This window comes from Brevundimonas sp. GW821-FHT12C05 (genome assembly GCF_058807475.1).
Map to the genome: position 1 here is coordinate 1794647 of NZ_JBXAQS010000001.1, position 26055 is coordinate 1820701.

Annotated in this window: 39 protein-coding genes; 6 read left to right on the forward strand and 33 right to left on the reverse strand. The window is 67.1% G+C overall.

Annotated features, from left to right (window positions below; all coding sequences use genetic code 11):
• Window positions 1–36 precede the first annotated feature (36 nt).
• The 29 genes from rplQ to rpsJ form a co-directional block, all read right to left on the reverse strand.
• Window positions 37–456: a 50S ribosomal protein L17 gene (gene rplQ / locus AC1RRF_RS08680; RefSeq protein ID WP_492834020.1), complete on the reverse strand. Its 420-nt coding sequence runs from the start codon at window positions 454–456 to the stop codon at window positions 37–39.
• A 108-nt stretch (window positions 457–564) separates the two neighbouring features.
• Window positions 565–1584 (reverse strand): DNA-directed RNA polymerase subunit alpha, encoded by a 1020-nt coding sequence (locus tag AC1RRF_RS08685; RefSeq protein WP_492834021.1) that lies wholly within the window; start codon window positions 1582–1584, stop codon window positions 565–567.
• Window positions 1585–1669: 85 nt separating this feature from the next.
• Window positions 1670–2059, reverse strand: a complete 390-nt coding sequence (gene rpsK, locus AC1RRF_RS08690; RefSeq protein WP_300292379.1) for a 30S ribosomal protein S11 — start codon at window positions 2057–2059, stop codon at window positions 1670–1672.
• A 9-nt stretch (window positions 2060–2068) separates the two neighbouring features.
• A complete protein-coding gene (rpsM, locus tag AC1RRF_RS08695; protein ID WP_492312745.1) occupies window positions 2069–2437 on the reverse strand; it encodes a 30S ribosomal protein S13 in 369 nt (122 codons plus the stop codon).
• Between the two features lie 110 nt (window positions 2438–2547).
• Complete coding sequence (locus AC1RRF_RS08700; RefSeq protein ID WP_492834022.1) at window positions 2548–3351, reverse strand: TonB family protein; 804 nt, start codon at window positions 3349–3351, stop codon at window positions 2548–2550.
• 103 nt (window positions 3352–3454) lie between these two features.
• The gene (locus AC1RRF_RS08705) at window positions 3455–4183 is read right to left on the reverse strand and encodes an energy transducer TonB (RefSeq protein ID WP_492834023.1); all 729 of its coding nucleotides are present in this window, start codon (window positions 4181–4183) and stop codon (window positions 3455–3457) included.
• An 87-nt stretch (window positions 4184–4270) separates the two neighbouring features.
• On the reverse strand, window positions 4271–4831 hold the full coding sequence (locus tag AC1RRF_RS08710) for an adenylate kinase (protein WP_492834024.1): 561 nt from the start codon (window positions 4829–4831) through the stop codon (window positions 4271–4273).
• A 21-nt stretch (window positions 4832–4852) separates the two neighbouring features.
• Window positions 4853–6229: a preprotein translocase subunit SecY gene (secY, locus tag AC1RRF_RS08715; RefSeq protein ID WP_492834025.1), complete on the reverse strand. Its 1377-nt coding sequence runs from the start codon at window positions 6227–6229 to the stop codon at window positions 4853–4855.
• A gap of 105 nt (window positions 6230–6334) precedes the next feature.
• Window positions 6335–6925 carry a 50S ribosomal protein L15 gene (gene rplO / locus AC1RRF_RS08720; protein WP_492312741.1) on the reverse strand — a complete coding sequence of 197 codons (591 nt, stop codon included), beginning with the start codon at window positions 6923–6925 and terminating at the stop codon, window positions 6335–6337.
• Window positions 6926–7093: 168 nt separating this feature from the next.
• Window positions 7094–7291: a 50S ribosomal protein L30 gene (gene rpmD, locus AC1RRF_RS08725; RefSeq protein WP_291837541.1), complete on the reverse strand. Its 198-nt coding sequence runs from the start codon at window positions 7289–7291 to the stop codon at window positions 7094–7096.
• A gap of 5 nt (window positions 7292–7296) precedes the next feature.
• Window positions 7297–7905 carry a 30S ribosomal protein S5 gene (gene rpsE, locus AC1RRF_RS08730; protein WP_492834026.1) on the reverse strand — a complete coding sequence of 203 codons (609 nt, stop codon included), beginning with the start codon at window positions 7903–7905 and terminating at the stop codon, window positions 7297–7299.
• Between the two features lie 12 nt (window positions 7906–7917).
• Window positions 7918–8274: a 50S ribosomal protein L18 gene (gene rplR, locus AC1RRF_RS08735; protein ID WP_492834027.1), complete on the reverse strand. Its 357-nt coding sequence runs from the start codon at window positions 8272–8274 to the stop codon at window positions 7918–7920.
• Between the two features lie 3 nt (window positions 8275–8277).
• Entirely contained in the window at window positions 8278–8811 is a 534-nt protein-coding gene (rplF, locus tag AC1RRF_RS08740) for a 50S ribosomal protein L6 (RefSeq protein ID WP_291837532.1), read from the reverse strand.
• Between the two features lies 1 nt (window position 8812).
• A complete protein-coding gene (rpsH, locus tag AC1RRF_RS08745) occupies window positions 8813–9211 on the reverse strand; it encodes a 30S ribosomal protein S8 (protein ID WP_141626265.1) in 399 nt (132 codons plus the stop codon).
• Between the two features lie 15 nt (window positions 9212–9226).
• Window positions 9227–9532: a 30S ribosomal protein S14 gene (gene rpsN / locus AC1RRF_RS08750; RefSeq protein ID WP_291837526.1), complete on the reverse strand. Its 306-nt coding sequence runs from the start codon at window positions 9530–9532 to the stop codon at window positions 9227–9229.
• 19 nt (window positions 9533–9551) lie between these two features.
• Window positions 9552–10109 carry a 50S ribosomal protein L5 gene (gene rplE / locus AC1RRF_RS08755; RefSeq protein WP_291837521.1) on the reverse strand — a complete coding sequence of 186 codons (558 nt, stop codon included), beginning with the start codon at window positions 10107–10109 and terminating at the stop codon, window positions 9552–9554.
• On the reverse strand, window positions 10109–10417 hold the full coding sequence (gene rplX / locus AC1RRF_RS08760) for a 50S ribosomal protein L24 (RefSeq protein ID WP_291837519.1): 309 nt from the start codon (window positions 10415–10417) through the stop codon (window positions 10109–10111). The genes rplE and rplX overlap by 1 nt, the downstream gene beginning before the upstream one ends.
• Window position 10418: 1 nt before the next feature.
• Window positions 10419–10787 (reverse strand): 50S ribosomal protein L14, encoded by a 369-nt coding sequence (gene rplN, locus AC1RRF_RS08765; RefSeq protein WP_055832151.1) that lies wholly within the window; start codon window positions 10785–10787, stop codon window positions 10419–10421.
• Between the two features lie 18 nt (window positions 10788–10805).
• Window positions 10806–11057: a 30S ribosomal protein S17 gene (gene rpsQ, locus AC1RRF_RS08770; protein ID WP_141626261.1), complete on the reverse strand. Its 252-nt coding sequence runs from the start codon at window positions 11055–11057 to the stop codon at window positions 10806–10808.
• A 9-nt stretch (window positions 11058–11066) separates the two neighbouring features.
• A complete protein-coding gene (rpmC, locus tag AC1RRF_RS08775) occupies window positions 11067–11264 on the reverse strand; it encodes a 50S ribosomal protein L29 (RefSeq protein WP_291837507.1) in 198 nt (65 codons plus the stop codon).
• Window positions 11264–11704 (reverse strand): 50S ribosomal protein L16, encoded by a 441-nt coding sequence (rplP, locus tag AC1RRF_RS08780; protein WP_183203626.1) that lies wholly within the window; start codon window positions 11702–11704, stop codon window positions 11264–11266. Before rplP ends, rpmC begins: the two co-directional genes overlap by 1 nt.
• Window positions 11705–11707: 3 nt before the next feature.
• On the reverse strand, window positions 11708–12463 hold the full coding sequence (gene rpsC, locus AC1RRF_RS08785; RefSeq protein WP_492834028.1) for a 30S ribosomal protein S3: 756 nt from the start codon (window positions 12461–12463) through the stop codon (window positions 11708–11710).
• Window positions 12463–12843: a 50S ribosomal protein L22 gene (rplV, locus tag AC1RRF_RS08790; protein WP_291837498.1), complete on the reverse strand. Its 381-nt coding sequence runs from the start codon at window positions 12841–12843 to the stop codon at window positions 12463–12465. Before rplV ends, rpsC begins: the two co-directional genes overlap by 1 nt.
• A 3-nt stretch (window positions 12844–12846) precedes the next feature.
• Entirely contained in the window at window positions 12847–13125 is a 279-nt protein-coding gene (gene rpsS, locus AC1RRF_RS08795) for a 30S ribosomal protein S19 (protein WP_141626256.1), read from the reverse strand.
• Between the two features lie 2 nt (window positions 13126–13127).
• A complete protein-coding gene (rplB, locus tag AC1RRF_RS08800; protein WP_492312739.1) occupies window positions 13128–13961 on the reverse strand; it encodes a 50S ribosomal protein L2 in 834 nt (277 codons plus the stop codon).
• Between the two features lie 5 nt (window positions 13962–13966).
• Window positions 13967–14272 (reverse strand): 50S ribosomal protein L23, encoded by a 306-nt coding sequence (locus tag AC1RRF_RS08805; protein ID WP_056450366.1) that lies wholly within the window; start codon window positions 14270–14272, stop codon window positions 13967–13969.
• Window positions 14272–14943 (reverse strand): 50S ribosomal protein L4, encoded by a 672-nt coding sequence (gene rplD / locus AC1RRF_RS08810; RefSeq protein WP_492834029.1) that lies wholly within the window; start codon window positions 14941–14943, stop codon window positions 14272–14274. Before rplD ends, AC1RRF_RS08805 begins: the two co-directional genes overlap by 1 nt.
• Complete coding sequence (rplC, locus tag AC1RRF_RS08815; RefSeq protein WP_492834030.1) at window positions 14943–15701, reverse strand: 50S ribosomal protein L3; 759 nt, start codon at window positions 15699–15701, stop codon at window positions 14943–14945. The genes rplD and rplC overlap by 1 nt, the downstream gene beginning before the upstream one ends.
• Window positions 15702–15723: 22 nt before the next feature.
• The gene (gene rpsJ, locus AC1RRF_RS08820; RefSeq protein WP_003164367.1) at window positions 15724–16029 is read right to left on the reverse strand and encodes a 30S ribosomal protein S10; all 306 of its coding nucleotides are present in this window, start codon (window positions 16027–16029) and stop codon (window positions 15724–15726) included.
• A gap of 358 nt (window positions 16030–16387) precedes the next feature.
• On the opposite strand from rpsJ, the gene AC1RRF_RS08825 reads away from it, so the two are divergent.
• The 3 genes from AC1RRF_RS08825 (at window position 16388) to AC1RRF_RS08835 (ending at window position 19181) form a co-directional block, all read left to right on the forward strand.
• Window positions 16388–17089, forward strand: coding sequence for a hypothetical protein (locus AC1RRF_RS08825; protein WP_492834031.1), 702 nt, complete (start codon window positions 16388–16390; stop codon window positions 17087–17089).
• Between the two features lie 305 nt (window positions 17090–17394).
• A complete protein-coding gene (locus tag AC1RRF_RS08830) occupies window positions 17395–18153 on the forward strand; it encodes a porin (protein ID WP_492834032.1) in 759 nt (252 codons plus the stop codon).
• 275 nt (window positions 18154–18428) lie between these two features.
• The gene (locus AC1RRF_RS08835) at window positions 18429–19181 is read left to right on the forward strand and encodes an outer membrane beta-barrel protein (RefSeq protein ID WP_492834033.1); all 753 of its coding nucleotides are present in this window, start codon (window positions 18429–18431) and stop codon (window positions 19179–19181) included.
• 157 nt (window positions 19182–19338) lie between these two features.
• Here AC1RRF_RS08835 and AC1RRF_RS08840 read toward each other — a convergent pair whose 3' ends face one another.
• The 3 genes from AC1RRF_RS08840 to AC1RRF_RS08850 form a co-directional block, all read right to left on the reverse strand.
• A complete protein-coding gene (locus AC1RRF_RS08840; protein ID WP_492834034.1) occupies window positions 19339–20232 on the reverse strand; it encodes a GIN domain-containing protein in 894 nt (297 codons plus the stop codon).
• A 146-nt stretch (window positions 20233–20378) separates the two neighbouring features.
• Window positions 20379–21287, reverse strand: a complete 909-nt coding sequence (locus AC1RRF_RS08845; RefSeq protein ID WP_492834035.1) for a cupin-like domain-containing protein — start codon at window positions 21285–21287, stop codon at window positions 20379–20381.
• Window positions 21288–21295: 8 nt separating this feature from the next.
• Window positions 21296–22444 carry a GNAT family N-acetyltransferase gene (locus AC1RRF_RS08850; protein WP_492834036.1) on the reverse strand — a complete coding sequence of 383 codons (1149 nt, stop codon included), beginning with the start codon at window positions 22442–22444 and terminating at the stop codon, window positions 21296–21298.
• A 164-nt stretch (window positions 22445–22608) separates the two neighbouring features.
• On the opposite strand from AC1RRF_RS08850, the gene AC1RRF_RS08855 reads away from it, so the two are divergent.
• The 3 genes from AC1RRF_RS08855 (at window position 22609) to AC1RRF_RS08865 (ending at window position 24645) form a co-directional block, all read left to right on the forward strand.
• Window positions 22609–22776: a hypothetical protein gene (locus AC1RRF_RS08855; RefSeq protein ID WP_492834037.1), complete on the forward strand. Its 168-nt coding sequence runs from the start codon at window positions 22609–22611 to the stop codon at window positions 22774–22776.
• Window positions 22773–23534 carry an SGNH/GDSL hydrolase family protein gene (locus AC1RRF_RS08860; RefSeq protein WP_492834038.1) on the forward strand — a complete coding sequence of 254 codons (762 nt, stop codon included), beginning with the start codon at window positions 22773–22775 and terminating at the stop codon, window positions 23532–23534. Before AC1RRF_RS08855 ends, AC1RRF_RS08860 begins: the two co-directional genes overlap by 4 nt.
• A gap of 73 nt (window positions 23535–23607) precedes the next feature.
• The gene (locus tag AC1RRF_RS08865; RefSeq protein ID WP_492834039.1) at window positions 23608–24645 is read left to right on the forward strand and encodes a L,D-transpeptidase family protein; all 1038 of its coding nucleotides are present in this window, start codon (window positions 23608–23610) and stop codon (window positions 24643–24645) included.
• 165 nt (window positions 24646–24810) lie between these two features.
• On the opposite strand, the gene tuf is transcribed toward AC1RRF_RS08865, so the two are convergent.
• Window positions 24811–26001: an elongation factor Tu gene (gene tuf / locus AC1RRF_RS08870; RefSeq protein ID WP_492832663.1), complete on the reverse strand. Its 1191-nt coding sequence runs from the start codon at window positions 25999–26001 to the stop codon at window positions 24811–24813.
• Window positions 26002–26055: the final 54 nt, after the last annotated feature.

The window sequence follows — 26055 nt, forward strand, 5'->3', positions numbered from 1 at the left end:
ACCGGCCGCCTTCTTCAGTGCCCCAACGAGCGAAGCTTACGCTTCGTCGTCGCCCTCGATTTCATAGACCGGACCCGAGTCCAGGCCCTTGGCGTCCACGTCGCGATCGACGAACTCGATCACGGCCATGGCGGCGTTGTCGCCGTGGCGGTAGCCGGCCTTCATGATGCGGATGTAGCCGCCGTTACGTTCGGCGTAGCGCGGGCCGAGCGTCTCGAACAGCTTGCCGACCTGCGGCACGTCACGGACCTGGCTGATCGCCTGACGGCGAGCGTGCAGGTCGCCCTTCTTGGCGAGCGTGACCAGCTTCTCGACGAAGGGACGCAGTTCCTTCGCCTTGGGCAGGGTCGTCGTGATCTGCTCGTGCTTGATCAGCGACGCAGCCATGTTGGCGAACATCGCGGTGCGGTGGCTGGCCGTGCGGCCGAGCTTGCGATAGGCGGCGCCGTGGCGCATCGGGGTCTCTCCTACTCAACCCTGGTTTCCACGATACCGCGTGGACCTGGGGCTCTATCATTCTAACCGCTCCGCGATCCCGAAAGGGTCATGGGCGGAGGGTTGAAACTAGATCTGGTCGTCGAACTTCTTGGCCAGGTCTTCGATGTTTTCGGGCGGCCAGTTCGGCACATCCATGCCGAGCGACAGGCCCATCGTCGCGAGAACTTCCTTGATCTCGTTCAGCGACTTGCGGCCGAAGTTCGGGGTGCGAAGCATTTCGCCCTCGGTCTTCTGGATCAGGTCGCCGATGTAGACGATGTTGTCGTTCTTCAGGCAGTTGGCCGAACGGACCGACAGTTCCAGCTCGTCGACCTTCTTCAGCAGGGCCGGGTTGAACGGCAGATCGGGCTTGCCGTCCGACGCTTCCACAGCCTTCTTCGGCTCGTCGAAGGTGATGAAGATCTGCAGCTGGTCTTGCAGGATGCGCGAGGCGTAGGCCACCGCGTCAACCGGCGAGACGGCGCCGTTGGTTTCGACTTCCAGCACCAGCTTGTCATAGTCCAGCGACTGGCCCTGACGGGTCGGCTCGACGCGATAGGCGACGCGCTTGACCGGCGAGTACAGGGCGTCGACGGCGATCAGGCCGATCGGGGCGTCTTCCGGACGGTTGAACTCCGACGCGACATAGCCCTTGCCGTTCTGGACGGTCAGTTCCATGCGCACCGAAGCGCCGTCATCCAGGGTGCAGATGACGTGATCCGGGTTCAGCACCTCGATGTCCGCGGGGACGTCGATCTGGCCGGCCGTGACGACGCCGGGGCCCGTGGCGCGTAGGGTCATACGCTTGGGGCCTTCGGCGTGCATGCGCAGCGCCAGTTGCTTGATGTTCAGCACGATGTCGACGACGTCTTCCCGCACGCCTTCCAGCGACGAGAATTCGTGGACGACGCCGTCGATTTGAATCGCGGTCACCGCGGCGCCTTGCAGCGACGACAGGAGAACGCGGCGCAGGGCGTTGCCGAGCGTCACGCCGAAACCACGTTCCAGGGGCTCAGCGACCAGGCGCGCCTTGCGCTGGGGGTCGGAGCTCGCCTCGATCTGCGGCTTCTCGGGACGGATCAGCTCTTGCCAGTTTCGTTCGATCATGGGTGTCCCTCGGTACGGAGTTCGCCGGCCCCTCGCTCCTCGTCAGGGCGTCAGGACCGGCGGAGATGGTTCAGTCGTCGTTCGCTTAGACGCGGCGGCGCTTGGGCGGACGGCAACCGTTGTGCGGCATCGGCGTGACGTCGCGGATGGTCGTGATGGTCATGCCGGCGGCCTGCAGGGCGCGCAGCGCGGATTCACGGCCGGAACCGGGACCCGAGACGTTGACTTCCAGCGTCTTCACGCCGTGTTCGCTGGCCTTCTTGGCCGCGTCTTCGGCAGCCATCTGGGCCGCGTACGGGGTCGACTTACGCGAACCCTTGAAGCCCATGTGACCGGCCGACGACCAGGAAATCGCGTTTCCTTGAGCGTCGGTGATGGTCACCATCGTGTTGTTGAAGCTGGCGTTCACGTGGGCGACGCCCGACGTGATGTTCTTGCGCTCGCGCTTCTTTACGCGACCCGGTTCCTTGGCCATCGTTATCTCTTACTTCTTCTTGCCGGCGATCGGCTTGGCGGGACCCTTGCGGGTGCGGGCGTTCGTGTGGGTGCGCTGGCCGCGGACCGGCAGGCCCTTACGGTGACGCAGGCCGCGGTAGCAGGCCAGGTCCATCAGACGCTTGATGTTCATCGACGTCTCGCGGCGCAGGTCGCCCTCGACGGTGTGATCACGGTCGATGGTCTCGCGGATCTGCAGCACTTCGGCGTCCGTCAGTTGATTGACGCGACGGGCGGCTTCGATGCCGACCTTGCCGGTGATGTCCTTGGCGGCGGCGGGGCCGATGCCATGGATGTACTGCAGCGCGATTTCGACGCGCTTGTTGGTCGGGATGTTGACGCCAGCGATACGGGCCACGAAGCTCTCCAGATACGCGTGTGCGGACGCAATAAACGCTCCGGTCAACAGACCAGGAGCGTGACGCGCCCTTCGCGGAAGCGGGCCTTATACAGGGGATTCAGCTTCCGTCAACGGGTTGGTTGCGTCTCGGCCGGCGGCGGGGGCGTGAAAAAGATCACCAGGTCCTCGCGATGGGACGATTTCACCCGCCCGTTCACGACCGGCGGCCGGCGGCGCATCAGCCGCACCGATTGCAGGGCCGCCGCACCGAACCCCTGCCCGCCCGGGCTCTCCGAACGCACCCGGCAACGTTCGATACGGGTGCTGGCGTAGGTCACGCAGCTCAACACGACCCGTCCCGACAGCCGGCGATATGCGGTGGCGCGCGGATAATGGGCGTCACGCTCGGCCGCGGTCAGGGTGCGCACCCAGCGCGAGGGGCTGTTGCCCGCGCCCGCGCCCACGCCGTCGCCCGTGCCGGTTCCAACGCCGGTTCCGACGCCGGTCCCCACGCCGCCGCCCTCGCCCGCCTGGGCGCCCGCCGCGCCCTGCGGCGCGCCGAACGGGGCGGCCTCGGGCTGAACCGCGGCCTCAAGGCCCGGATTCAGCGGCGGGATCAGGGCCGGAGGCGCCGGATCGATCGGCGCGGTCAGGCTGTCGGGCTCAGGCGTGGAGTCCAGCGGGACATGGACCGAAGACGGGGTCGCGCGGCGCGCCGAGGCCGCCGTCGTCTCCGCGGGCGCGTCAGGCTGGCCGCCGCCCCCGCCTGGAAACAGCATCACCTCGATGGCCGGAATCTCGGGCGGGAACACCCCGGCCCGCTCCAACGCCAGCCACAGGAAGGCCAGCAGGTGAAGGATAAGGACGATCAGAAAGGCGGTGTAGCGCGAGCCGCGCGACGTCCTGGGCGGCTGGTGGTCGATCACAAGCACGGCGGCGCACCTCCCCTGCTCAGCCCCCATCGGCACTATCCGCCAGTTTTTCGTCCGGGCAACCCTCTTCGTCGAACCGGGGTCTCCCGGCGCCGAACGGCCCTCAGGGCCAGATCACCCCGATGGTGATGCGTCCCCCGGCGACAGGTTGACCAGAGGGGCCGCGGGCGGGGCGAATGCGGAAGCGACCTTCGGCGATGCGGACCGCCACGGCGCCGAACCCCTGCCCCGCCGGCCGTTCGTCGACCACGCGGCAGCCCTCCAGCCGCTCGTCGAGACGGATTTCGCAATTGACGGTGACGTCGATGCCGCGCGCCCGCCGGCGCAGTTCGCGCGGCGTGTCATCGCGGATCTCCCGCGCGTTGGCGCCTTTCAGGATGATCGGGCCGATGCCCGAGCCGGGCCCGTTTCCGGCGCCGACGCCCGTTCCCAGGCCCGTGCCCTGCCCGCCCTGTCCCATGCCGGGCTCGGGCGAGGCGATCGGAGCCACGCCGACCGTCAGGGCGGGCTCGGGCGCCGGCGTGACCGGAGCCGTCAGCTCGGGCGGAACTTCGGGGGGGCGGGGCGACAGGTGAACGCGCGACGGCGCGGCGGGCGCCCCTCCCCCCTGGCTGCGCACGGGCTGTTCCGGCGGCGGCGGAGGCGGAGGGGGCGGCGGAACCGTCGGGCGGAACAGGATGACGTCGAACGGCGGCGTGGGCAGGACCAGAGGTCCCGCCGGCCCGCCCCGACCGATGAGAACGGCCACGACCAGATGCGCCGCGAGGATGCCCGCGGCGATGCCGGCGTTGCGGACCCGGCGGTCCTTCAGGATCGGATGTCCCGTCTTCACCGGCGTTCTATGCCACATGGGACATGAACGCGCGCTGTCACGGATCGTACGCCCGCTAGGTCGAGCGGGCCGGCGCCGGACCCCGGATCAGACCAGGGCGGCGTCGATGGCTTCGGAGACCGCGGCGATGGAGCCCATGCCGTCGACCTCGGTCAGCAGGCCCTTGTCCGCATAGTAGGGCAGCAGGGGCGCCGTGTTGCGGTTGTAGGCGTCCAGGCGGACCTTGAAGCTGTCGGGGTTGTCGTCCGGACGGCCCTGGTCGGCGAAGCGCGTGGCGACCCGCGACAGCAGAGCCTCGTCGTCCACCTTCAGGCGGATGACGTGGTCGATCTTCTTGCCCAGCTTGGCCAGCATGGCGTCCAGCGCCTCGGCCTGGGCCAGGGTGCGGGGGAAACCGTCGAAGATGGCGCCGCCGGCGTCTTCCGCCGCCTTCAGCTGGGCCTCGATCAGGGCGATGACGACCGCGTCCGGCACCAGGTCGCCGCGCGACATGATGGCCTGGCACTCCTTGCCCAGCTCCGAACCCGAGGCGATGGCCTCGCGGAGCATGTCGCCGGTCGAGAGCTGGATCATGCCCCGCGTCTCGACCAGACGCTTGGCCTGGGTGCCCTTGCCCGCCGCCGGCGGCCCGAACAGGATCAGGTTCATCGCTTCCCCCTCGCGATTAGATCAGCGGCGCGCGGGCGCGGTCACGCCCTTGCCCCGGCCACGCAGCTTGGCCTTCTTGATCAGGCCTTCGTACTGGTGCGCCAGCAGTTGCGACTGGATCTGCGCCACGGTGTCCATGGTCACCGAGACCACGATCAGCACCGAGGTGCCGCCGAAATACAGGCCGTTGCCGAAGTAGGCGACGACGATCTCGGGCAGCAGGCAGACGGCGGTGATGTAGGCCGCGCCGATCACGGTCAGGCGGGTCAGGACGTAGTCCAGATACTCGGCCGTGCGCTTGCCCGGACGGATGCCCGGCAGGAAGCCGCCGTACTTGCGCAGATTCTCGGCCGTGTCCTCGGGATTGAAGGTGATCGAGGTGTAGAAGAAGCAGAAGAAGACGATCAGGATCGCGTACAGCGCGCTGAACAGCGGCTGGCCGTGCTGCATCTGTCCGGTGACCAGCGGCAGCCAGTCCATCCACGGCGGCAGGTTGGCCGTGGCGGTCAGCGAAGCGACCGTCGTCGGCAGCATCAGCAGCGACGAGGCGAAGATCGGCGGGATCACGCCCGCGGTGTTGACCTTCAGCGGCAGGAACGAGCGCTCGCCCCCGGCCATCCGGTTGCCTTCCTGGCGCTTCGGATACTGGATCAGGAGACGGCGCTGGGCGCGCTCCATGAAGACGATGAACATGACCACGGCCACCGCCATGGCAGCGATGAAGATCAGCGCGACCGGCGACATCTGGCCTTGCTGGGCCAGGCCGAACAGGCGGGCGATGGTGCCCGGCAGGACGGCCACGATGCCGGCGAAGATGATCAGCGAGATGCCGTTGCCGACGCCGCGCGCGGTCACCTGCTCGCCGAGCCACATCAGGAACATGGTGCCGGCGGTCAGGCAGGTCGTGGTGGTGATGATGAAGAACAGGCCCGGCTCGTCGATCAGGCCGGCCTGGCCGTTCAGCTGGGTGGCGATGCCGAAGGCCTGCGCCAGCGCCAGAACGACCGTCAGGTAACGGGTGTACTGGTTCAGCTGCTTGCGGCCGCTCTCGCCGCCTTCCTTACGCAGCTTCTCCCAGGGCGGGTACACCGCGCCCATCAGTTGCACGATGATCGAGGCCGAGATGTACGGCATCACGTTCAGCGCGAAGACGGCCATGTTCTGCACGGCGCCGCCGGAGAACATGTTGAACATGTCCAGGATGCCGCGGTTGCCTTCCGGATTCTGGAAGAAGGCCAGGAAGGCCTCGTTGTTGATCCCGGGGATCGGCACGTAGCAGCCGATACGGAACACGACCATGGCCAGCACCGTGAAGAGCAGGCGCTTGTGGAGCTCGGTCGCACGCGCGAACGAGCCCATGTTCATGTTTGCTGCGAGTTGTTCGGCGGCCGAAGCCATAGTGTCACCCCGACTGATCAGAACGCGGCGCATCGGACGACGAGTCCGCGCCTGCGTCCAGATAGGAGAAGGGCGCCCCCGTGGCGAGGGCGCCCCCTAGTCTTTTTACTTCGCAGCCGTGCGCTTGGCGCGGGCCGAGACCTTGTTGGCGTCGCCCTTCGGCGCCTTGGGGGCCGGAGCCTTGCCCTTGGCGGCGTTGCGCTTCTCGACGCGAGCGGCGGCCTTGGCTTCAGCAGCGATGCGCTCCTGAACGACCGAACCGCCGGCGGCTTCGATCGCCTTGACGGCGCCGGCCGAGGCCGACCACACGACCAGGTTCAGCTTGGCCTTGATTTCGCCGGTGCCCAGAACGCGGACGCCGTCCTTGACGCGGCGGATGACGCCGGCGGCGACCAGGGCGTCGCCCTTGATCTCACCCTTGGCGTCCAGCTTGCCGGCGTCGATGGCGTCTTGCAGGCGCCACAGGTTCACTTCGGCCAGCTTCAGCGCGTTCGGATTGTTGAAGCCGCGCTTGGGCATGCGCATGTACAGCGGCATCTGGCCGCCTTCGAAGCCGCCGATGGCGACGCCCGAACGCGACTTCTGGCCCTTGACGCCGCGACCGGCGGTCTTGCCCTTGCCCGAGCCCGGGCCACGGCCGACGCGCATGCGCTTCTTGTGGGCGCCTTCGTTGTCGCGGATTTCGTTCAGTTTCATGTGCCTGATCCTTTCGGGTTCTAGCGCCCGCTCAGGGAGCGGACTCGGCGTTGATGTCTGTGTCGCGCCCCGGACAGGTCCGGAACGCAAGGAAGGGCGGCCTATAGCCGCCCTTGCCCTGCCGCCGCAAGCGGCGACTTGTCCCGCCCCCGAAAGGGCGGGAGCAGCTTACTTCTCGACCACGACGACCATGTGCGCGACCTTGGCGATCATGCCACGGACGGACGGGGTGTCTTCCAGCGTGGACTCACGGCCCACGCGGTTCAGGCCCAGGCCCGACAGGGTGGCGCGCTGGTCCGACTTGCGGCGGATCGGCGAACCGGTCTGGCGGATGGTGACGGTGGCTTTGGATTCGGTCTTGGCCATGTCTATCAGCCCTCGATGGCTTCAGGCGACGAGGCGCCGTCGTTGCGGCGGCCCATCAGGTCGGCGACCTTCTTGCCACGCTTCGAAGCGACCTGACGCGGCGACGACTGGACCTTGAGGGCCTCGAACGTCGCACGGATCATGTTGTAGGGGTTCGACGAACCGGTCGACTTGCCCACGACGTCCTGGACGCCGAGGGTTTCGAGCACGGCGCGCATCGGACCGCCCGCGATGACGCCCGTTCCCGGAGGAGCGGCGCGCATCATGATCTTGCCGGCGCCCCAACGGCCGGCGCCGTCGTGGTGCAGGGTGCGGTTCTCGCGCAGCGGAACCTTGATCATGGTCTTCTTGGCTTCTTCGGTCGCCTTGCGGATGGCTTCCGGCACTTCGCGCGCCTTGCCGTGACCGAAGCCGACGCGGCCCTTGCCGTCACCGACGACCATCAGGGCGGCGAAGCTGAAGCGACGGCCGCCTTTCACGGTGGCGGCGACGCGGTTGATGTGCACCAGCTTCTCGACGATGTCCGAGTCCGGACCGTCGACAGCGGGAGCGTTGCGGTTGTCACGACGGTTGCGGTCGTTGCCGCCGCCACCGCGTTGGGGTTGTTGCGCCATCTGTCGCGTCCCTTAGAAGTTCAGGCCGGCTTCACGCGCGGCTTCCGCCAGCGCCTTCACCCGTCCGTGATAGATGTAACCGCCGCGATCGAAGACGACGTCGGTGACGCCCTTCTCCTTGGCGCGTTCGGCGATCAGCTTGCCGATGGCGGCGGCCGACGCGACGTCCGAGCCCTTGCTGCCCTTGCCGCCTTCCAGCGACGAGGCGGCGGCCACCGTGACGCCCTGGACGTCGTCGATGATCTGGGCCGAGATGTTCTTGTCCGAACGGGAGACCGACAGACGCAGGCGACCGTTGGCGACAGCCTTCAGGCGGCGACGGTTGCGCTCCGAGCGGCGCTTGGCTTTTTGTTGAAGAGAGAGAGCCATGACTTACTTCTTCTTGCCTTCCTTGCGCCGGACGGTTTCGCCCTGGTAGCGCACGCCCTTGCCCTTGTAGGGCTCCGGCGGACGAAGCTTGCGGATGACGGCGGCGATCTGACCGACGGCTTGCTTGTCCGCGCCCGAGATCTTGATCTCGGTCTGCTTGGGAACAGCGAAGCTGACGCCGGCCGGCGGATCGATGTCGACGTCGTGCGAGAAGCCGAGCTGCAGCGACAGCTGGTTGCCCTTCATCGCCGCGCGATAGCCGACGCCGACCAGTTCCAGCGTCTTGTCGAAGCCGGTGGTGACGCCGACGACCATGTTGTCGACCAGCGTGCGCGACAGACCCCACATCGCGCGGGCGCGTTGGGTGTCAGCCCGCGGGGTCAGCGACAGCTCGTCGCCTTCCTGCTTGACTTCGATCTCTTCAGCGACGGTCCAGGTGCGTTCGCCCTTGGGACCCTTCACCGAGACGGTCTGACCGTCGAGGGCGACAGTGACGCCCTTCGGGATCGCGATGGTTTTCTTGCCGATACGGGACATCTTAGTAGACCCTGCAGAGGACTTCGCCGCCGACATTCGCGTCGCGGGCGGCAGCGTCCGACATGACGCCCTTGGACGTCGAGAGGATCGAAATGCCGAGGCCGTTCTTGATCGGCTTCAGATCGCTGATGGCCGAATAGACGCGACGGCCGGGCTTCGACACGCGGGCGATCTCGGCGATCACCGGCTGGCCGTCGAAGTACTTCAGCTCGATCTCGAACTGCGGGAACTCACCCGGGTTCTGAACCAGGTTGTAGCCGCGGATGTAGCCTTCGTCCTGCAGCACGTCGAGGACGCGCTGGCGCAGACGGGAAGCCGGGGTCAGCACCTTGGAACGCTTGCGGGTCGCGGCGTTCTTGATGCGGGCGATCATGTCGCTCAGGGGATCGTTGATCATCATGACTTTATGCTCCCCTTACCAGCTCGACTTCGTCAGGCCGGGGATCTGACCCAGGTTGCCCAGCTCACGCAGGGCGATCCGGCTCATCTTCAGCTTGCGATAGTAGGCGCGCGGACGACCCGTCACCTCACAGCGGTTGCGGATGCGGTTCGGCGCGGAATTGCGCGGCAGTTCCGCCAGCTTCAGGCGCGCTTCGAAGCGCTCCTCAAGCGGGAGGGACTCGTTGTTCGCGGTCGCCTTCAGGGCGGCGCGCTTGTCGGCGTACTTCGCGACGAGGGCCTTGACCTTCTCGTTACGGTTTACAGCGGACTTCTTAGCCATTGTCTGTTTCCCTTCCCGCTCAGTTCACGAACGGGAACTTGAACTCGGTGAGGAGAGCCTTGGCTTCCTCATCGGTCTTGGCCGTGGTGCAGACGATGATGTCCATGCCCCACATCTGATCAATCTGGTCGTAGTTGATCTCCGGGAACACGATGTGCTCCTTCAGACCCGTGGCGTAGTTGCCGCGACCGTCGAACGAGGTGCCCTTCAGGCCCCGGAAATCCTTCACGCGCGGCAGCGCGATCGTGATGAACCGGTCCAGGAACTCGTACATCTGGTCGCCGCGCAGGGTGACCTTGCCGCCGACAACCATGCCTTCGCGCAGCTTGAAGCCGGCGATGGAGTTGCGGGCCTTGGTCGGCACGGCCTTCTGGCCGGCGATCTGCGTCAGATCCTTGAGGGCGGCGGTCGCCTTCTTGGAGTCAGCCACGGCTTCACCGATGCCCATGTTCAGGACGATCTTGTCCAGCTTGGGGATCTGCATCTCGTTGGTGTAGCCGAACTTGGTCTTCAGCTCGCCGCGGATGCGTGAAACGTACTCGCCCTTGAGGCGCGGAGTGTATTTGGTGTCGGCCATCAGATGACGTCTCCCGTCGTCTTGGCGAAGCGAACCTTCTTGTCGCCTTCAACCTTGAAGCCGACGCGGGTCGCCTTGCCGTTGGCGTCGGCGATCGCGACGTTCGACAGGTGAAGCGACGCTTCCTTGTTCTTGATGCCGCCCTGCGGGTCACCCTGGGTCGGACGCGTGTGGCGCTGAACCATGTTGATGCCCTGAACCAGGACGCGGTTTTCGGTCGGAAGGACCTTGAGGACCTGGCCCGTGCGGCCCTTGTCCTTGCCGGTCAGGACGACGACGTTGTCGCCCTTTTTGATCTTGGCGGCCATGTTACAGGACCTCCGGAGCCAGCGAGATGATCTTCATGTGGTTCTTGGCGCGCAGTTCGCGGGGAACCGGGCCGAAGATCCGCGTGCCGACAGGCTCGTTCTGCTTGTTGACGATGACGGCGGCCGACTTGTCGAAACGGATGACAGAGCCGTCCTTGCGCATGATGTCCTTGGCGGTGCGCACGACGATGGCGCGAACGACGTCGCCCTTCTTCACGCGGCCGCGCGGAATCGCTTCCTTCACCGAGGCGACAATGGTGTCGCCCACCGAGGCGTAGCGGCGCTTGGAGCCGCCCAACACCTTGATGCACATGACCCGGCGAGCACCCGAATTATCGGCTACCTCCAGGTTAGTTTGCATCTGGATCATAGGATCCGATCCTTCTCTTTACGAAGCCGAGGCGGCCGAGGCGTCCGACAGGACTTCCCAGCGCTTCAGCTTGGACTTCGGGGCGCACTCGACGATGCGGGCCAGGTCACCGACCTTGAGGGCGTTCGCTTCGTCGTGGGCGTGGTACTTCTTGGAGAGACGGACAGTCTTCTTCAGAACCGGGTGCAGCAGGGTGCGCTCGACCTTGACGATGACAGTCTTGTCGCCCTTGTCAGAGACGACCACGCCTTCGAGAATTCGCTTGGGCATATTCGTTCCTTACGCGTTCACGCGCTTCTCGCGCAGAAGCGTCGAGATGCGGGCGATGTCTTTGCGCACTTCACCAACGCGGTGAGTCTTTTCCATTTGGCCGGTGGCGGCCTGGAAACGCAGGTTGAACTGTTCCTTCTTGAGCTTCAGCAGCTCGTCGGACAGCTGGTCGGCGGTTTGCGACCGGAGATCGGCGATCTTGGCCATCAGGCAGCAGCCTCCACATGGGCGATGCCGGCGTCGAGGCGGGTGACCACCTTGGTGCGGACCGGCAGCTTGGCGGCGCCGAGGCGCAGCGCTTCGCGAGCGATGTCGTCCGGCACGCCGTCGATTTCGAACAGGATACGGCCCGGGTGGCAACGCGCGGCCCAATGGTCCACGGCGCCCTTGCCCTTGCCCATCCGGACTTCAGCCGGCTTGCCCGTGACGGGCAGGTCGGGGAAGACGCGGATCCAGACGCGGCCCTGACGCTTCATCTGGCGGGTGATCGCGCGGCGGGCCGCCTCGATCTGACGCGCGGTGATGCGTTCCGGCTCGACCGTCTTCAGCCCATACGAGCCGAAGTTCAGCGAGAAGCCGCCCTTGGCGGAGCCATGGATCCGGCCCTTGAAGGCCTTGCGGTACTTGGTCTTCTTCGGTTGCAGCATGACTTAGCTCTCACGTCCCCGGTCACGACGCGGACCGCGATCCCCACGGGGACCGCCGCGTTCGCGGCCTTCATTCGACGACGGACCCGAGGCTTCCTGGGCCCAACGCTTGTCCTGGGCCATCGGGTCGTGCTCGAGCACTTCACCCTTAAAGACCCAGACCTTCACGCCGATGATGCCGTACGTCGTCTTGGCTTGGATGAAGCCGTAGTCGATGTCGGCGCGCAGGGTGTGAAGCGGCACGCGACCTTCGCGGTACCATTCCATACGGGCGATTTCAGCGCCGCCGAGGCGGCCCGAAACGTTGATGCGGACGCCCTTGGCGCCGAGGCGCATGGCCGACTGCATCGCCCGCTTCATGGCGCGGCGGAACGCGATACGGCGTTCCAGCTGCTGCGCGATGTTCTCGGCGATCAGCTGCGCGTCGGTTTCCGGCTTGCGGACTTCGACGATGTTCAGGTGAACTTCGCCTTCAGTGCGGGCCGAGATGTCCTTGCGGAGCTTCTCGATGTCGGCGCCCTTCTTGCCGATCACGACGCCCGGACGGGCGGCGTAGATCGTCACGCGGCACTTCTTGTGCGGGCGCTCGATGATGATGCGCGACACGCCGGCGGCCTGCAGGCGTTCCTTGAGCCACGTGCGCAGCGCCAGGTCCTGGTGCAGCAGACGGGCGTAGGAGGCGCCGTCGGCGAACCAGCGGCTGTCCCACGTGCGGTTCACGCCGAGGCGGAAACCGATCGGATTGATTTTCTGACCCATCAGGCGGCCTCGCCGGCTTCACGGACCACGATCGTGATCTCGCTGAACGGTTTCAGGATGCGCGACGAGCGACCACGAGCGCGGCTCGCGAAACGCTTCATCACCAGGTTCTTGCCCACGAAGGCCTCGGCGACGACGAGGTTGTCGATGTCGAGGTTGTGGTTGTTCTCGGCGTTCGAGATCGCCGAATACAGGACCTTGCGGACGTCGGTGGCGATGCGCTTACGGCTGAATTCCAGCTCGTTGAGCGCCTTCTGCACCGGCAGACCGCGGATCGACTGGGCGACCAGGTTCAGCTTTTGCGGGCTGATCCGGACGTTCACCAGCTTGGCGCGGGCTTCCGTGAGGGCGACCCGGCGGGGGTTTTTGGTCTGGGCCATCAGTTACTTCCTTTTGGCCTTCTTGTCCGCCGCGTGACCCGGGAAGTTCCGGGTCGGGGCGAACTCGCCGAACTTCATGCCGACCATCTCTTCAGAGACGATCACCGGCACGTGCTTCTGGCCGTTGTGGACGCCGAACGTCAGACCGACGAACTGCGGCAGGATGGTGGAGCGGCGCGACCAGGTCTTGATCACGTCCTTGCGGCCCGACGTTTGAACGGCGTCGGCCTTCTTGAGCAGATACCCGTCGACAAACGGGCCTTTCCAGGAGGAGCGAGCCATTCTTAGCGAGCCTTCTTAACGTGGCGAGTGCGGATGATGTACTTGTCCGTCGCCTTGTTCTTGCGGGTCCGGGTGCCCTTGGTGTCCTTGCCCCACGGCGTAACCGGGGTGCGACCACCAGAGGTCCGGCCTTCACCACCACCGTGCGGGTGGTCGATCGGGTTCATGGCGACGCCGCGAACGTGCGGACGCCAGCCCATGTGACGCTTGCGGCCGGCCTTGCCGAGGTTCTGGTTCATGTGGTCGGGGTTCGAAACCGCGCCCACCGTGGCCATGCAGCCGTCCAGGACCATGCGAAGCTCGCCCGAGCCGAGGCGGATCTGGGCGTAGCCCTGATCGCGACCGACCAGCTGGGCGTAGGCGCCGGCCGAACGGGCCAGCTGGGCGCCCTTGCCCGGCTTCATTTCGACGTTGTGGATGATCGTGCCGACCGGGATCGAGCGCAGCGGCATCGCATTGCCCGGCTTCACGTCGACCTTTTCACCGGCGACCACCGAGTCACCCGCCTTCAGGCGTTGCGGCGCGATGATGTAGGCCTTTTCGCCGTCCTCATAGACGATGAGGGCGATGAAGGCGGTCCGGTTCGGATCGTATTCCAGGCGTTCGACGGTCGCCGTGGCGAACTTGCGACGCTTGAAGTCGATCTTGCGGTACAGGGTCTTGGCGCCGCCGCCGCGGAAGCGGACAGCGATACGACCGCCCTGACCGCGTCCGCCCGACTTGGTCAGGCCTTCGGTCAGCGACTTCTCGGGACGGCCCTTGTGGAGCTCCGAGCGGTCGATCAGCACCAGGGCGCGACGGCCCGGCGAAGTCGGATTGTAGGTTTTCAAGGCCATCTGGATCAGAGCCCCGTGGTGACGTCGATCGACTGGCCTTCAGCCAGCGTCACGATCGCTTTTTTGATGTCGACCCGACGGCCCATGATGCCGCGGAAACGCTTGGTCTTGCCCTTTTGAACCAGGGTGTTGACCTTCAGCACGTTGACCTTGAACAGGGCTTCGACCGCAGCGGCGATCTCGTCCTTGGAGGCGTTGTCCGCGACGCGGAAGACGACCTTGTTCTGTTCCGACAGGATCGTGGCCTTCTCGGTGATCACCGGAGCCAGGATGGTGTCGTAGTGACGCGCGGTGGGTTGAGCGCCGGCCATTACGCGGCTCCCTTCGCTTGAGCCAGCTCGCTGCGCGAGGGCTTGTAGTCGGCATAGGTGGCCTCGATGGCTTCGACAGCCGCCTTGGTCAGCACCAGTTTGTCGGCCCGCAGGATGTCGTAAACGTTCAGGCCGGCGTTCGGCAGGACGTTCACCATCGGGATGTTGCGGGCGGCCAGACCGAAGTTGGCGTCAACTTCCGGACCGGCGATGATCAGGGCCTTGGCCCAGCCCAGCTTGCCGAAGGTTTCGCGCAGACCAGCGGTCTTGGCGTCCTTCAGGGCGATGCTGTCGACCACGACCAGGTCGCCGGCCTTGGCCTTCGACGAGAGCGCGTGACGCAGGGCCAGGGCGCGGACCTTCTTCGGCAGCGAGAAGCCGTGGTCGCGAACGACCGGACCGAAGGCGCGCGAGCCGCCGACGAACTGCGGGGCACGGCGCGAACCGTGACGAGCGCCGCCGGTGCCCTTCTGCTTGTACATCTTCTTGCCCGTACGAGAGTTCTCGTTGCGGGTTTGAACCTTGTGGGTGCCGGCGCGGCGCTTGGCCAGCTGCCAGTTGACGTAACGGGCCAGCAGGTCGCCGCGGATGTCGGAGATGCCGAAGACGACATCCGACAGTTCCACGTCGCCGGCAGCCTTACCGTCGAGTTTGATGACCGAGAGTTTCATTACGCTTCACCGCCTTCGGTGGACTCGGCGGCCGGAGCTTCCTCAGCCGGCGTTTCAGCCGGTTGAGCCGCGGCGGCGGCCTTGTTCGACTTCACGCCGCCGGGGAACGGGGCGTCGGCCGGGCGGGCCTTCTTGATGGCGTCACGGATCTTGACCCACGTGCCTTCGTGACCGGGAACAGCGCCCTTGATCAGGATCAGGCCGCGCTCCGCGTCAACGCGGAAGACGGTCAGGTTCTGGGTGGTGACGACTTCCTGGCCGAGGTGGCCGGCCATCTTCTTGCCCGGGAACGTGCGACCCGGATCCTGACGGTTACCCGTGGAGCCGTGCGAACGGTGCGAGACCGAAACACCGTGCGTGGCGCGCAGACCGCCGAAGTTCCAGCGCTTCATGGCGCCGGCGAAGCCCTTACCGATCGTCTCGGCTTGGACATCGACCTTCTGGCCGGCGACGAAGTGATCGGCCGAAAACTCGGCGCCCACATCCATCATGGCGTCCGCATCGATGCGGAACTCGGTGACATAGGCCTTGGGTTCCACTTCCAGCTTCGCGAAAGCTTCGCGTTGAGCCTTGTTGGTGTTCTTGGCCTTCTTGGTGCCAGCGCCCAGCTGGAGAGCGACGTAGCCGTCACGCTCCTGGGTACGTTGGCCGACGACTTGGCAGCCGTCGAGCTGAAGCACAGTGACCGGTACGTGCGCGCCGTCATCGGCGAACACGCGGGTCATGCCCAGCTTCTTGGCGATCACGCCCGTGCGCATCGGATCCCGCCTCTTTCTTCGATTAAATCTTGATCTCGACGTCCACGCCGGCGGACAGGTCGAGCTTCATGAGCGCGTCCACGGTCTGCGGGGTGGGGTCGACGATGTCGAGCACGCGCTTGTGCGTGCGGATTTCAAACTGCTCGCGCGACTTCTTATCGACGTGCGGAGAGCGGTTCACGGTGAACTTTTCGATCAGGGTCGGCAGCGGGATCGGACCACGAACGGTCGCGCCCGTGCGCTTGGCGGTGTTGACGATCTCGCGCGTCGAAAAGTCGAGGACGCGGTGATCGAAGGCCTTGAGCCTGATGCGGATGCTTTGATCCATATCGGTAGCTATTCCCAAGCAGGCGAACCTGCGTCCCTGTGAACCATTTCAAAGACCGGAGGTCTTCAGGCCAAAAGGCCTTCAGAGTACGCACGTCCGCAAAAACGATCGGCCCACGCAGTCGCCCGCGGAGGCCGTTGATGTCCCAAGGAGCTGCAAAGAACAGGCACTCAGGTCGTTCCTGCGAACCGCGTCTGCAACCCACCCGAGGGCTTCGTTGCACAGCCGGTCCAACAAGAGTGGGCGCTTATGCCGATTGAGTCCCGCTTCGTCAAGCGGCGAAAACGTGGCAGACATTGATTTCGCAGGGCGCGAGCGAGGTTCCGCTTGTTCCAGGTTTGAACAGGGGTTCAGCGCGATGACGATGCTCGGCCTTACCCTGATCTTGCTGTCGGCGGGGCCCCCGCAGGCCGTCCCGCTGGGGGAGATGATCCTCAGCCGCCCTTCGGCCGATCTGGCGCGGGAGCTGGCGGTCCCCGGCGCCGAAGGCGTCGTGCGCCACGACCTGGCCCCCGATCAGAGGATGGCCCCGCCCCTGCCCCCCGGCGCTTCCCCCCGGGCCACGATCCGCTTCTACTATCCCGCCCAGTCCAGGTCCTCAGGCGTCTGCAGCCGTGACGTCGCCGTGGTCGGCGTCGAGGCGGCGGGTCAGGGGGTGCGGCCGCTCGGAACGGTGAACCGCCACACAGAGATAGGCATCGCGCCCGATTGCGCGCCCGGGATCACGGACAGATTCGCCTGGGTGAACCCGAACGCCGCGGCGGTCGCCGCGGACGAGCTTGCTCGACTCGCGGACATCCAGCGGCGCGTTCGCGACGGCCGCCCCGCGGGCGTCGCCGTGCACTGCCGTAGCGAGTTCCGGCCGTACCATTGCCCAGCGGATCCGCTGGAGGCTCTCGCCACCCTTCCACTGGACCGGATCTACCTGATCGGGCGCGACCGGGGCGCGGACGGCGTGTCCTTCGTCGCCACCGAGGGCGATCCCGGCGATCCGATGTGGGACCTCCGGCTGACGAGCGACCGTCTGGACATCGTCCGCCGGATTCCGGCGCCCTTCTGATCCACCGGACGCCTCGCTTCAGCCGCGCCGCGGAGACGCCCAGGCGACAGGCCGAACCGCTCTCTATCGCTCCTTATATATAGAGCCTCTTGCGGCAGGCATGCCGCCGCATGATCCAGGTTCAGTCCGTCAGGACACCCTGTCACCGACCGCCGCATTTACGCCACAAAGCGTGGCCTGTTCGCAACACGCCTGTCGCACCAAGGTTTGTGACGTGTTTGTAATGGCGAAGCTCTTTCCCGCGCTGGTAGCCGTGCCCTCCCGCAGCGCGACTCCCCGCGGCTGCCTGTAAACCTGTAGGCATTATGAAGACTCTCTTCCTCGCCACGGCCGCCGTCGCGGCCTTCGCCGCCGCCCCCGCCCTGGCCCAAACCGCCCCGACCGGCTCGATCGGCGCCACCTGGCACCAGGTCGAAGCCGAAGACGCCGAAGCCGACAGCTACGCCATCGACGGCGTCGCCGCCGGACCGGTCCTGGGCGACTGGACCGTCACCCTCGGCGCCAAGATGGCGTGGCAGGACGGCGCCTTCGACGACGAGAAGACCTTCTCGGGCCAACTGCACCTCACGCGTGAGTTCAACGGCCTGCGCGCCGGCGGCTTCGTCGCCGCCTCCGACGCCACCCGGGGCGCAAGCCTGCTGAGCGCCGGCGCCGAAGTGCAGAAGTATTTCGACAAGGCGACCCTCACCGGCGCCGTCAGCTACGGCACGATCAACGACCTGGACGCCGACCTGTGGTCGGTGGGCGTCGACGGCGGCTACTATGTCCTGTCGAACCTGCGCCTGAACGCCAACGTCGCCTACAGCAAGATCGACGTCTCGGGCACGGACCTGGACGCCTACAGCTACGGCGCCGCAGCCGAGTACCAGCTCAACGGCAGCCCGATGAGCGTCTTCGCTTCGTGGGACCGCACCACCCTGGATGACGTGGACCTGGACGTCGACACCCTGTCGCTGGGCCTGCGCTTCAACTTCGGCGGCGACCTGCAGCAGCGCGAACGCGCCGGCGCCAACCTGACCCGTTCGGTCGGCGGCGCCGCCGGCATCTTCGCCCTGGGCCTGTAAGCCCACTGAAGACCTGAAAAGACCGGGGCCCCGGCGGAGCGATCCGCCGGGGCCTTTTTCAATTCGCGGCCGCCCGAGTCCGGCGACTTCGCGGCCCTTCGGCGACCTTCAGCCCCAGTCCAGACACATCGGCGCCACAATGCGTTGCCGATCCGCCACAGGACCCAAAGTGCTGTTTTTGTGACCCTTTTGTAATAGCTCCGCCACGCGGGCGACTGGTAGCAACGCCGCCGTGGCGCCCTCCCCCCGGCGCCGCCCCATAAGGAAATCAAAAAATGAAAAAGTCTCTCCTGCTGGCTTCGGCCGTCGCCGCCGCCCTGGTCGCCGCTCCGGCCTTCGCCCAGTCGGGCCCGGTCGGTTCGGTCGGCGTCTCCTACTCGAACAGCACGGTCGACTTCGGTTCGGCCGACGCCGACACCGACAGCTACGCCATTGACGGCGTCGTCGCCGTTGACGCCTTCGCCGGCTGGACCGCCACCTTCGCCGGTTCGGTCGCCCATAACGACGAAGCCAACGACACCGGCGTCGCCGGCACGGCTCACCTGACCCGCCTGGCCGGTTCGGACCTGCGCTTCGGCGGCTTCGTCGGCGCCGCCGACGCCGGTGACGAAACCGCCTGGACCTTCGGCGGTGAAGTCCAGAAGTACCTGGCCAACGCCACCCTGACCGGCTCGGTCGCCTACACCACCGCCGACGACATCGACGTCGACGCCTGGACCGTGGCCGGCGACGCCGCCTACTACGTCATGCCGAACCTGCGCCTGAACGCGGGCGTGGGCTATTCGAAGGTGGACATCGTCGGCACCGACGCCGACCTGTGGACCTACGGCGTGGGCGCCGAGTACGAGATCGCGAACACCCCGTTCTCGGTCGCGGCCGGCTTCAACCGCGGTGACATCGAAGACGTCACCATCGACACCTGGACCCTCGGCCTGCGCTACAGCTTCGGCGGCGGTCTCCAGGCGCGCGACCGCGCTGGCGCCGCCCTGCCGGGCGCCGGCATCGCCGGCCTGCTGGGCGCCCTCTAAGGCTCCCTAGTCGACATCGCGTAAGCGAAGGCCCCGGCGGAGCGATCCGCCGGGGCCTTTTGCTGTCTGGGGCCTCTCCGGCCTGAACGGCGCGCATGAAAAAGGCCCGGGGGGTTCCACATCCCCGGGCCTTTCCCGTTACGGCGACTGCAGGGGGTCAGTTGCCGATTCGCACATCTCCTCCGCCCATGATCGAGCGGCTGACCGAGCCGGTGGCGCGGGCGATGGTGACATCGCCGCCGCCGACGATCGAGACATCAACGTCCCCGGCGACGCCGCCGAAGTTCACATCACCCGAGCCGGCGATGCTGATGTCGACGTTCGGAGAGGTTCCGTTGCGGATATCCACGTCGCCGGAGCCGCCGATGGCGACCTCCAGGGGGCCGTCGAGGCGCGAGACCGTCACATCGCCCGAACCGCCGATCGAGACATTCAGATCGCGGGTCGCTCCGGCCGTGACCGAGCCTGAGCCGCCGATCGCCACTTCCAGCAACGACGAGGTCCCGGCGCGGATATCGCCCGAGCCGCCGATGCTCAGCGACACGGCGCCGTCGACATTGGCCACATCCCAGCGACCGCAGCCGCCGTGACCCAGATCCAGCGAGCGGGCGCCCCGGCCGACCGAGCCGTAGATGGCGCCGCTGGCGTTGACGCTGACGTCGCGGGGCGTGCGGATCACGATCAGCGGGGCGTCGGAGACGTTCACGCGGCCGATGCCGCGGACCTCGGCCCAGGCGCCTTCGCCGGCGCGGCCGCCGTCGGGACCGTTATTGCAGTTGTTGATGCCGTCACTGCCGCCGTTGAACAGACCGCCGCGGCGGCGCAGGCCGCCGTTGACGCGGATTTCGTCGCCGTTGCGGGTCACTTCGACGCGCGGCAGACGGGACGAGCCTTGCTCGACCTCGACGGCCACGTCGGAGCGATCCTCGACGACCACGGCCACCCGGGCCACGGCGTAGCGGATCTCGACGTTCGGCTCCTTGGCGAAGGCGGGCCCGGCCACGGCGGCGAGGGCGACGGCCGATACGGCGGTGGCGATTGCGAGTTTCATGGTGGACCTCCCTGTCCTGAATGTGAGGAAAGGGTGCGTCCGCCGAGGGCCGAAGTCACTTTAAAACGAGGTCATGACCCCGTTGTAAGAATGTCCGCCGGAAAGCCCGCCCCGTCTGGCGTCGGAAGCCTTCCCTGTCAGGAAATTCAGACGCGCAGGGCCCCCGCGCCGTCGGCGACGCCCACCTCCGGCTCGAAATCGCGCTCGAAATGCTCCAGCCGGCTCTTTAGGGCGCCCGTCCGTTTCAGCGCCAGCGACGCGGCCCAGCGCGCCGCCAGCTCCGGCGTCGCCATCCGGTCGGTCATGCGCGGCCGCGCGCCCCGGCTGCGCAGCACCGCATTGGTGTAGAGCGCCCCGTTGCGGAACCGCGACGGCCAGGTCTGGAAGTCCATCGACAGGGAGACGCAGAACCGGTCCAGGTTCTCCACCCGGTGCGGCGCATAGATCGGCCAGGTCAGGGCCTGTCCCGGCTCCAGGTCCATCACCTGCGCGTCCTGTTCGAACGCCAGGGTGTAGGGCAGCTCCTCGGTCGTCTGGCGGGCGACCACCTGCTCCATGTTCTCTTCCGGCAGGTGCTGCTCGTCGCCCGGATAGACATAGACCCGCTTGCGACCGCGCATGTGGAACAGGACCACGCCCGCCGGATCGAAATGGTAGGGCACCCGCGCCTTGGGCGAGGACAGGATCAGCTGGCCGGCGTTCTTGACCGCCCGCATCCCCGGATAGGCGCCCTGCACCTTGCCGAACTCGGCGAGGGCGGCGGCCCACAGTTCCGGCCAGCCGGTCTCGACCTCGCGCATATTGACCCACAGACGCCCCTGCTGGATCGCGGCCAGCAGCTCGGCCCCGTCCAGACGCCCCCGCGCGCCGGTGCGCAGCGAGACCTGCCCGTCGTCGTCGTAGTCGTACAGGTTGATGTCGAACAACTCGGCCGGATAGCGGTCCAGGATGGCCGCCAGCGACTCGTCGGTGGCGAAGCCCTGCTCCACCAGCGTGTGCGGATGGACCTGGGCCTGATGGATCGGGCCGGAATAGCGGGTGCGGGTTTCGATCATGCTCTGTCTCACGCTGAAGCGCCGGAAGCGTTGCGGGCCTTGGCCAGGGCGGCGCCCGCCGCCTGCATCGCGCCGCGGAAGCGGTTGGCTGGAGTGGTCTCGCAGGCCTCGATCGCGGCCCAGCGGCGGCGCACGCTGGCGCGCAGCTTCTCGCCGCGCCCCTCGCCCGCCAGATCCAGCGCCTTGACCGCCGCCTGGCTGACCGTCGCGCCCAGGCCGGGCTTCAGGACCATCGCCTCGCGGACGACATGGACCCCGTTGCAGAAGTATTTCTTGTAGTGCTCGCCCTCGAACCCAAAGTCGAAGGTGCGGTAGCCCAGTTCGGCGGCCAGCCGCATGGTGTCCATGCTCAGCAGGATGCCGGGCGAGCAGCGCGCCAGCGACGGCTCATAGCCCGGGAACCAGAAGTGATACTGGTCGCCCGCGTGCAGCGAGAACTCGATCGCCGTCAGCCGGTCCCCGGCCCACAGCCCCGCCATCGAGGCGCCGAAGCCGTTCTCGCCCTCGGTCTGCAGCAGGGCATGCAGCAGATCGGCGGTCCAGCCGCAGGCGAAGATGTCGTGCCGGTTGGTGCGTTTGTACTGATCCCGCTTCAGATCGATCAACCAGTCCAGCAGCGCCGGGTCATGCAGGCCGCGCTCGACACGCAGCGGACCCAGTTCGGCCTCCATGCTGCGCCGGGCGCGTTCCTTGTCCTTGAAGAATTTGCCGAAGGTCGCGCGCCGCTCGGCGTACCAGCCGTCATAGCCTTCGTCGCCCAGCTCGACCTGCACCGTCCGCCGGTCCTCGCCCAGCGGAGTGTCGCCCACCCAGGCGGTGACGTTCAGACGCGCGCCGCCCATCAGGACCGAAACCTGTTCCAGCGTCGGTCCCTCGCCCGGGCGGGCGATGACGCCGTGATAGTCGTTCATCGGCGCGGCCAGCGGCTGGATCGCCGATCCCCGGCGCTGGTGCGGGAAGAAGCCGGCGATCTCGCCGTCCCGCGAGAAGACCGCGACCGCCGCGTCCGGGCTGACCTGTCCGGCGACGCGGGTGAAGCTGGGCCGGAAATAGGGACTGTTCAGCGCCGGGTTGGCGATCAGGAAAGCGCGCCACGCCGCCCACTCGGCGTCGCCCAGCTCACTCGCCTTGAGGATGTCGACCTTGAACCCGGTCATCGCCGTCCTTCCGCCCCCCGGACCGTCATCACGGGCCGTTCGCAGCAGACTTCATGCCACGGCGCCCGTTTCAGCCCGGTGAGCGTTCATCGTTAATGAATCCTGCCCGCGGGAGCCCCCGCGCGCCGATGACGTTGACCTTGTCCCATCCTCAGGAGAGCCTCATGGCCGATCCCAACCGCCCGCCCAGCCGCGAGACCGAGAACGAGAACCAGCGTCCCGACCGCGACGGCCGCCCACCGCGTCCCGCCACCGAACCGGCGGGCGCGGGAGACTCGTCCAACTCGGGTGAAACCGCCACAGACCCCGCCACCGGAAAGCCCAATCCTTGAAGACAGCCGTCCTCTTCGCCTTCGCCTTCGCTGTCCCCTCGGTCGCCCTGGCCCAACAGACGCCCGCGCCCGTTCCCGCCCCGGCCATAGCGGTCTGCCCGCTGGAGACCGGCTTCGTCGCCGACAACGGCGGCCTGACGCGCAGCCGCGCCGCCGTCCGCAGGGGCCGCCTGACCATCCTCGCGGTCGGCTCGTCCTCGATCGAGGGCATCGGCGCCAGCCGCCGTGAGCTGGGCTTCGCCCCATTGCTGGAACGCGGACTGGAGCGGCGCATGCCCGGGGTGGACGTGACGGTGATCAACCGGGGTATCGGCGGCGAGACGGCCCGGGAGACCGCCAACCGGCTGGAGCGCGAACTGGCCGCCGGCCGCGTCGACCTGGTCATCTGGCAGCTGGGCACCAATGACGTGCTGCGCAACCGGATGGTCGATGACGTGTTCGCCGACTTCCACCGCGGCGAGGCGGTGCTGCGGGCCGCCGACGTCGACGTGCTGCTGATCGACCCGCAGCGCCTGCCCGAGAACACCGCCAACATGTCGTTCCGCGGCCGTAATCCCGCGCTCGGCGCCATGGCCCGCCGCATCGCCGAGGAGGGCCGCAAGGGCGGCTACGCCGTGCTGCGCCGCTTCGACGCCATGGCCGGCTGGTCCGGACTGGAGCACGGCGGGGTCGGTCCGGATGACCTGCATCTCAACGACGCCGGCTACGCCTGCTGGGCCGAGGTGACCGCGGAAGGCCTGGCGCCCCGGCTGCTCTGATCCGGCGACCGGCGTTCGGGAACAAGCCCTGCCGGGGCGGGTTGGCTTCGGACCTGCAACGCATCGGAATCGCATGTCCTTTCGCCTGATCCTCGTCTCGACCAGCCTGCTCGCCCTCGCCGCCTGTGGCCAGCCTGACCGTCCCGCCGACGCCCCCGCGGCGACCCAGGCGGGCGCGCCCATCCTGACCGCGAGCCAGATCGACGAGGCCCGGATCACGACGCCCGTGGTCGCCGCCCCACCCGCCCAAGCTCCAACGCCCGGCGCCGCGGTTCCTCCCGATCCGGCCCTGGTGCGGCTGCAGATCCTGCTGGACCGCTCGACCTTCTCTCCCGGCGTCATTGACGGCCTGGCGGGCTCCAACCTGCGTCAGGCGGTGGCGGGCTACCGCAAGGCGGCCGGGATGCAGGGCGACGCCATCGACGCCGAGCTGATGGCCAGGCTGACCCAAGCCGACGGCGCCCCGGCCATGACCACCCACACCCTCAGCGCCGCCGACGTGGCCGGCCCCTTCAGCCCACCGCCCGGCGAACTGGCCGAGCAGGCGGCCAGGGGCGTCCGCTATTCCAGCCCGCTGGAGCGGCTTGCCGAACATTTCCACATCGCCCCGGCCCTGCTGCAGGGCCTGAATCCCGGGATCGACTTCCGCCGCGCGGGCCAGCGCATCGTCGTGCCCGCCATCGGCGCGGCGCCCCTGCCGGCCGAGGTGGACCACATCGTGGTCGACAAGGCCGAAGGATCGGTGCGGGCCTTCGCCGCCGACGGCCGCCTGCTGGCCTTCTATCCCGCCACCATCGGCAGTGGCGACAACCCGACCCCCAGCGGCACGGTCCGGGTCAACGGCGTGGCCCGCAATCCCGACTACACCTACGATCCGGCCAAGCTCAGCTACGGACCCGGCGACCGCAAGATCGTCGTTCCCGCCGGGCCCAACAATCCGGTCGGCGTGGTCTGGATCGACCTGAACAAGCCCAGCTACGGCATCCACGGCACGCCGGATCCGGAGAAGATCGGCAAGACGGCCTCGCACGGCTGCGTCCGCCTGACCAACTGGGACGCCTGGCAGCTGGCGGCGGCGGTGAAGCCGGGGGTGACGGTTCGTTTCGTCTGACCTCGCTCCTCCGCCGGTGTCGGACAGCAAAACGGCCCCCGGATCGCTCCGGGGGCCGTCTCATTTTGTTTGCCTATGCTCGCCTCGCGGAGGCTCGCGGCTTGAGGCGTTACGCGCTCAAGAAGCAAGCGACCGCGTCGCGAGCGTTAGCGCATCGAGCAAAGATTACTCGATGATCTTGGCGACGACGCCGGCGCCGACGGTGCGGCCGCCTTCACGGATGGCGAAGCGCAGGCCCTGGTCCATGGCGATCGGGGTGATCAGCTCGACGTTCAGCTCGGCGTTGTCGCCCGGCATGATCATTTCCACGCCTTCCTTCAGGTGCACGATGCCGGTCACGTCGGTCGTACGGAAGTAGAACTGCGGACGGTAGTTGGTGAAGAACGGCGTGTGACGGCCGCCCTCTTCCTTGGTCAGGATGTAGGCCTCGGCCAGGAACTTGGTGTGCGGGGTGATCGAACCCGGCTTGCACAGCACCTGGCCGCGCTCGACGTCTTCACGCTTGGTGCCGCGCAGCAGCACGCCGACGTTGTCGCCCGCTTGACCTTGATCCAGCAGCTTGCGGAACATTTCCACGCCCGTGCAGGTCGTCTTCTGGACCGGACGGATGCCGACGATCTCGACTTCCTCACCGACCTTGACGATGCCCTTCTCGACGCGGCCCGTGACCACGGTGCCGCGGCCCGAGATCGAGAACACGTCTTCGACCGGCATCAGGAACGGCAGGTCGACCGGACGCTCCGGCTGCGGGATGTAGCTGTCGACCGTTTCCATCAGCGCCAGGACCTGGTTCTCGCCGATTTCCGGGTTCACGCCGTCGGTCGCGGCCTTGGCCGAGCCCATGGTGATCGGAATGTCGTCGCCCGGGAACTGGTACGACGAGAGCAGCTCGCGCACTTCCATCTCGACCAGCTCGAGCAGTTCCTTGTCGTCGACCAGGTCGACCTTGTTCATGAACACGACCAGGGCCGGCACGCCGACCTGACGGGCCAGCAGGATGTGCTCGCGGGTCTGCGGCATCGGGCCGTCAGCGGCCGAAACCACCAGGATCGCGCCGTCCATCTGCGCGGCGCCGGTGATCATGTTCTTCACGTAGTCGGCGTGGCCCGGGCAGTCGACGTGGGCGTAGTGACGGTTGGCCGTCTCGTATTCCACGTGCGCCGTGTTGATCGTGATGCCGCGCGCTTTTTCTTCCGGCGCCGCGTCGATGTCGGCGTAGTTCATCGCCTTGGCGCCGCCGGCCTTGGCCAGCGTCATCGTGATCGCCGCCGTCAGCGTCGTCTTGCCGTGGTCAACGTGACCAATCGTGCCGATGTTGCAGTGCGGCTTGGTGCGTTCGAACTTTTCCTTGGCCATGGCCAAAACTCCTGTGGCCCGGGTCCGTCAGCGGAGGGGCGCGATGCTGATCAA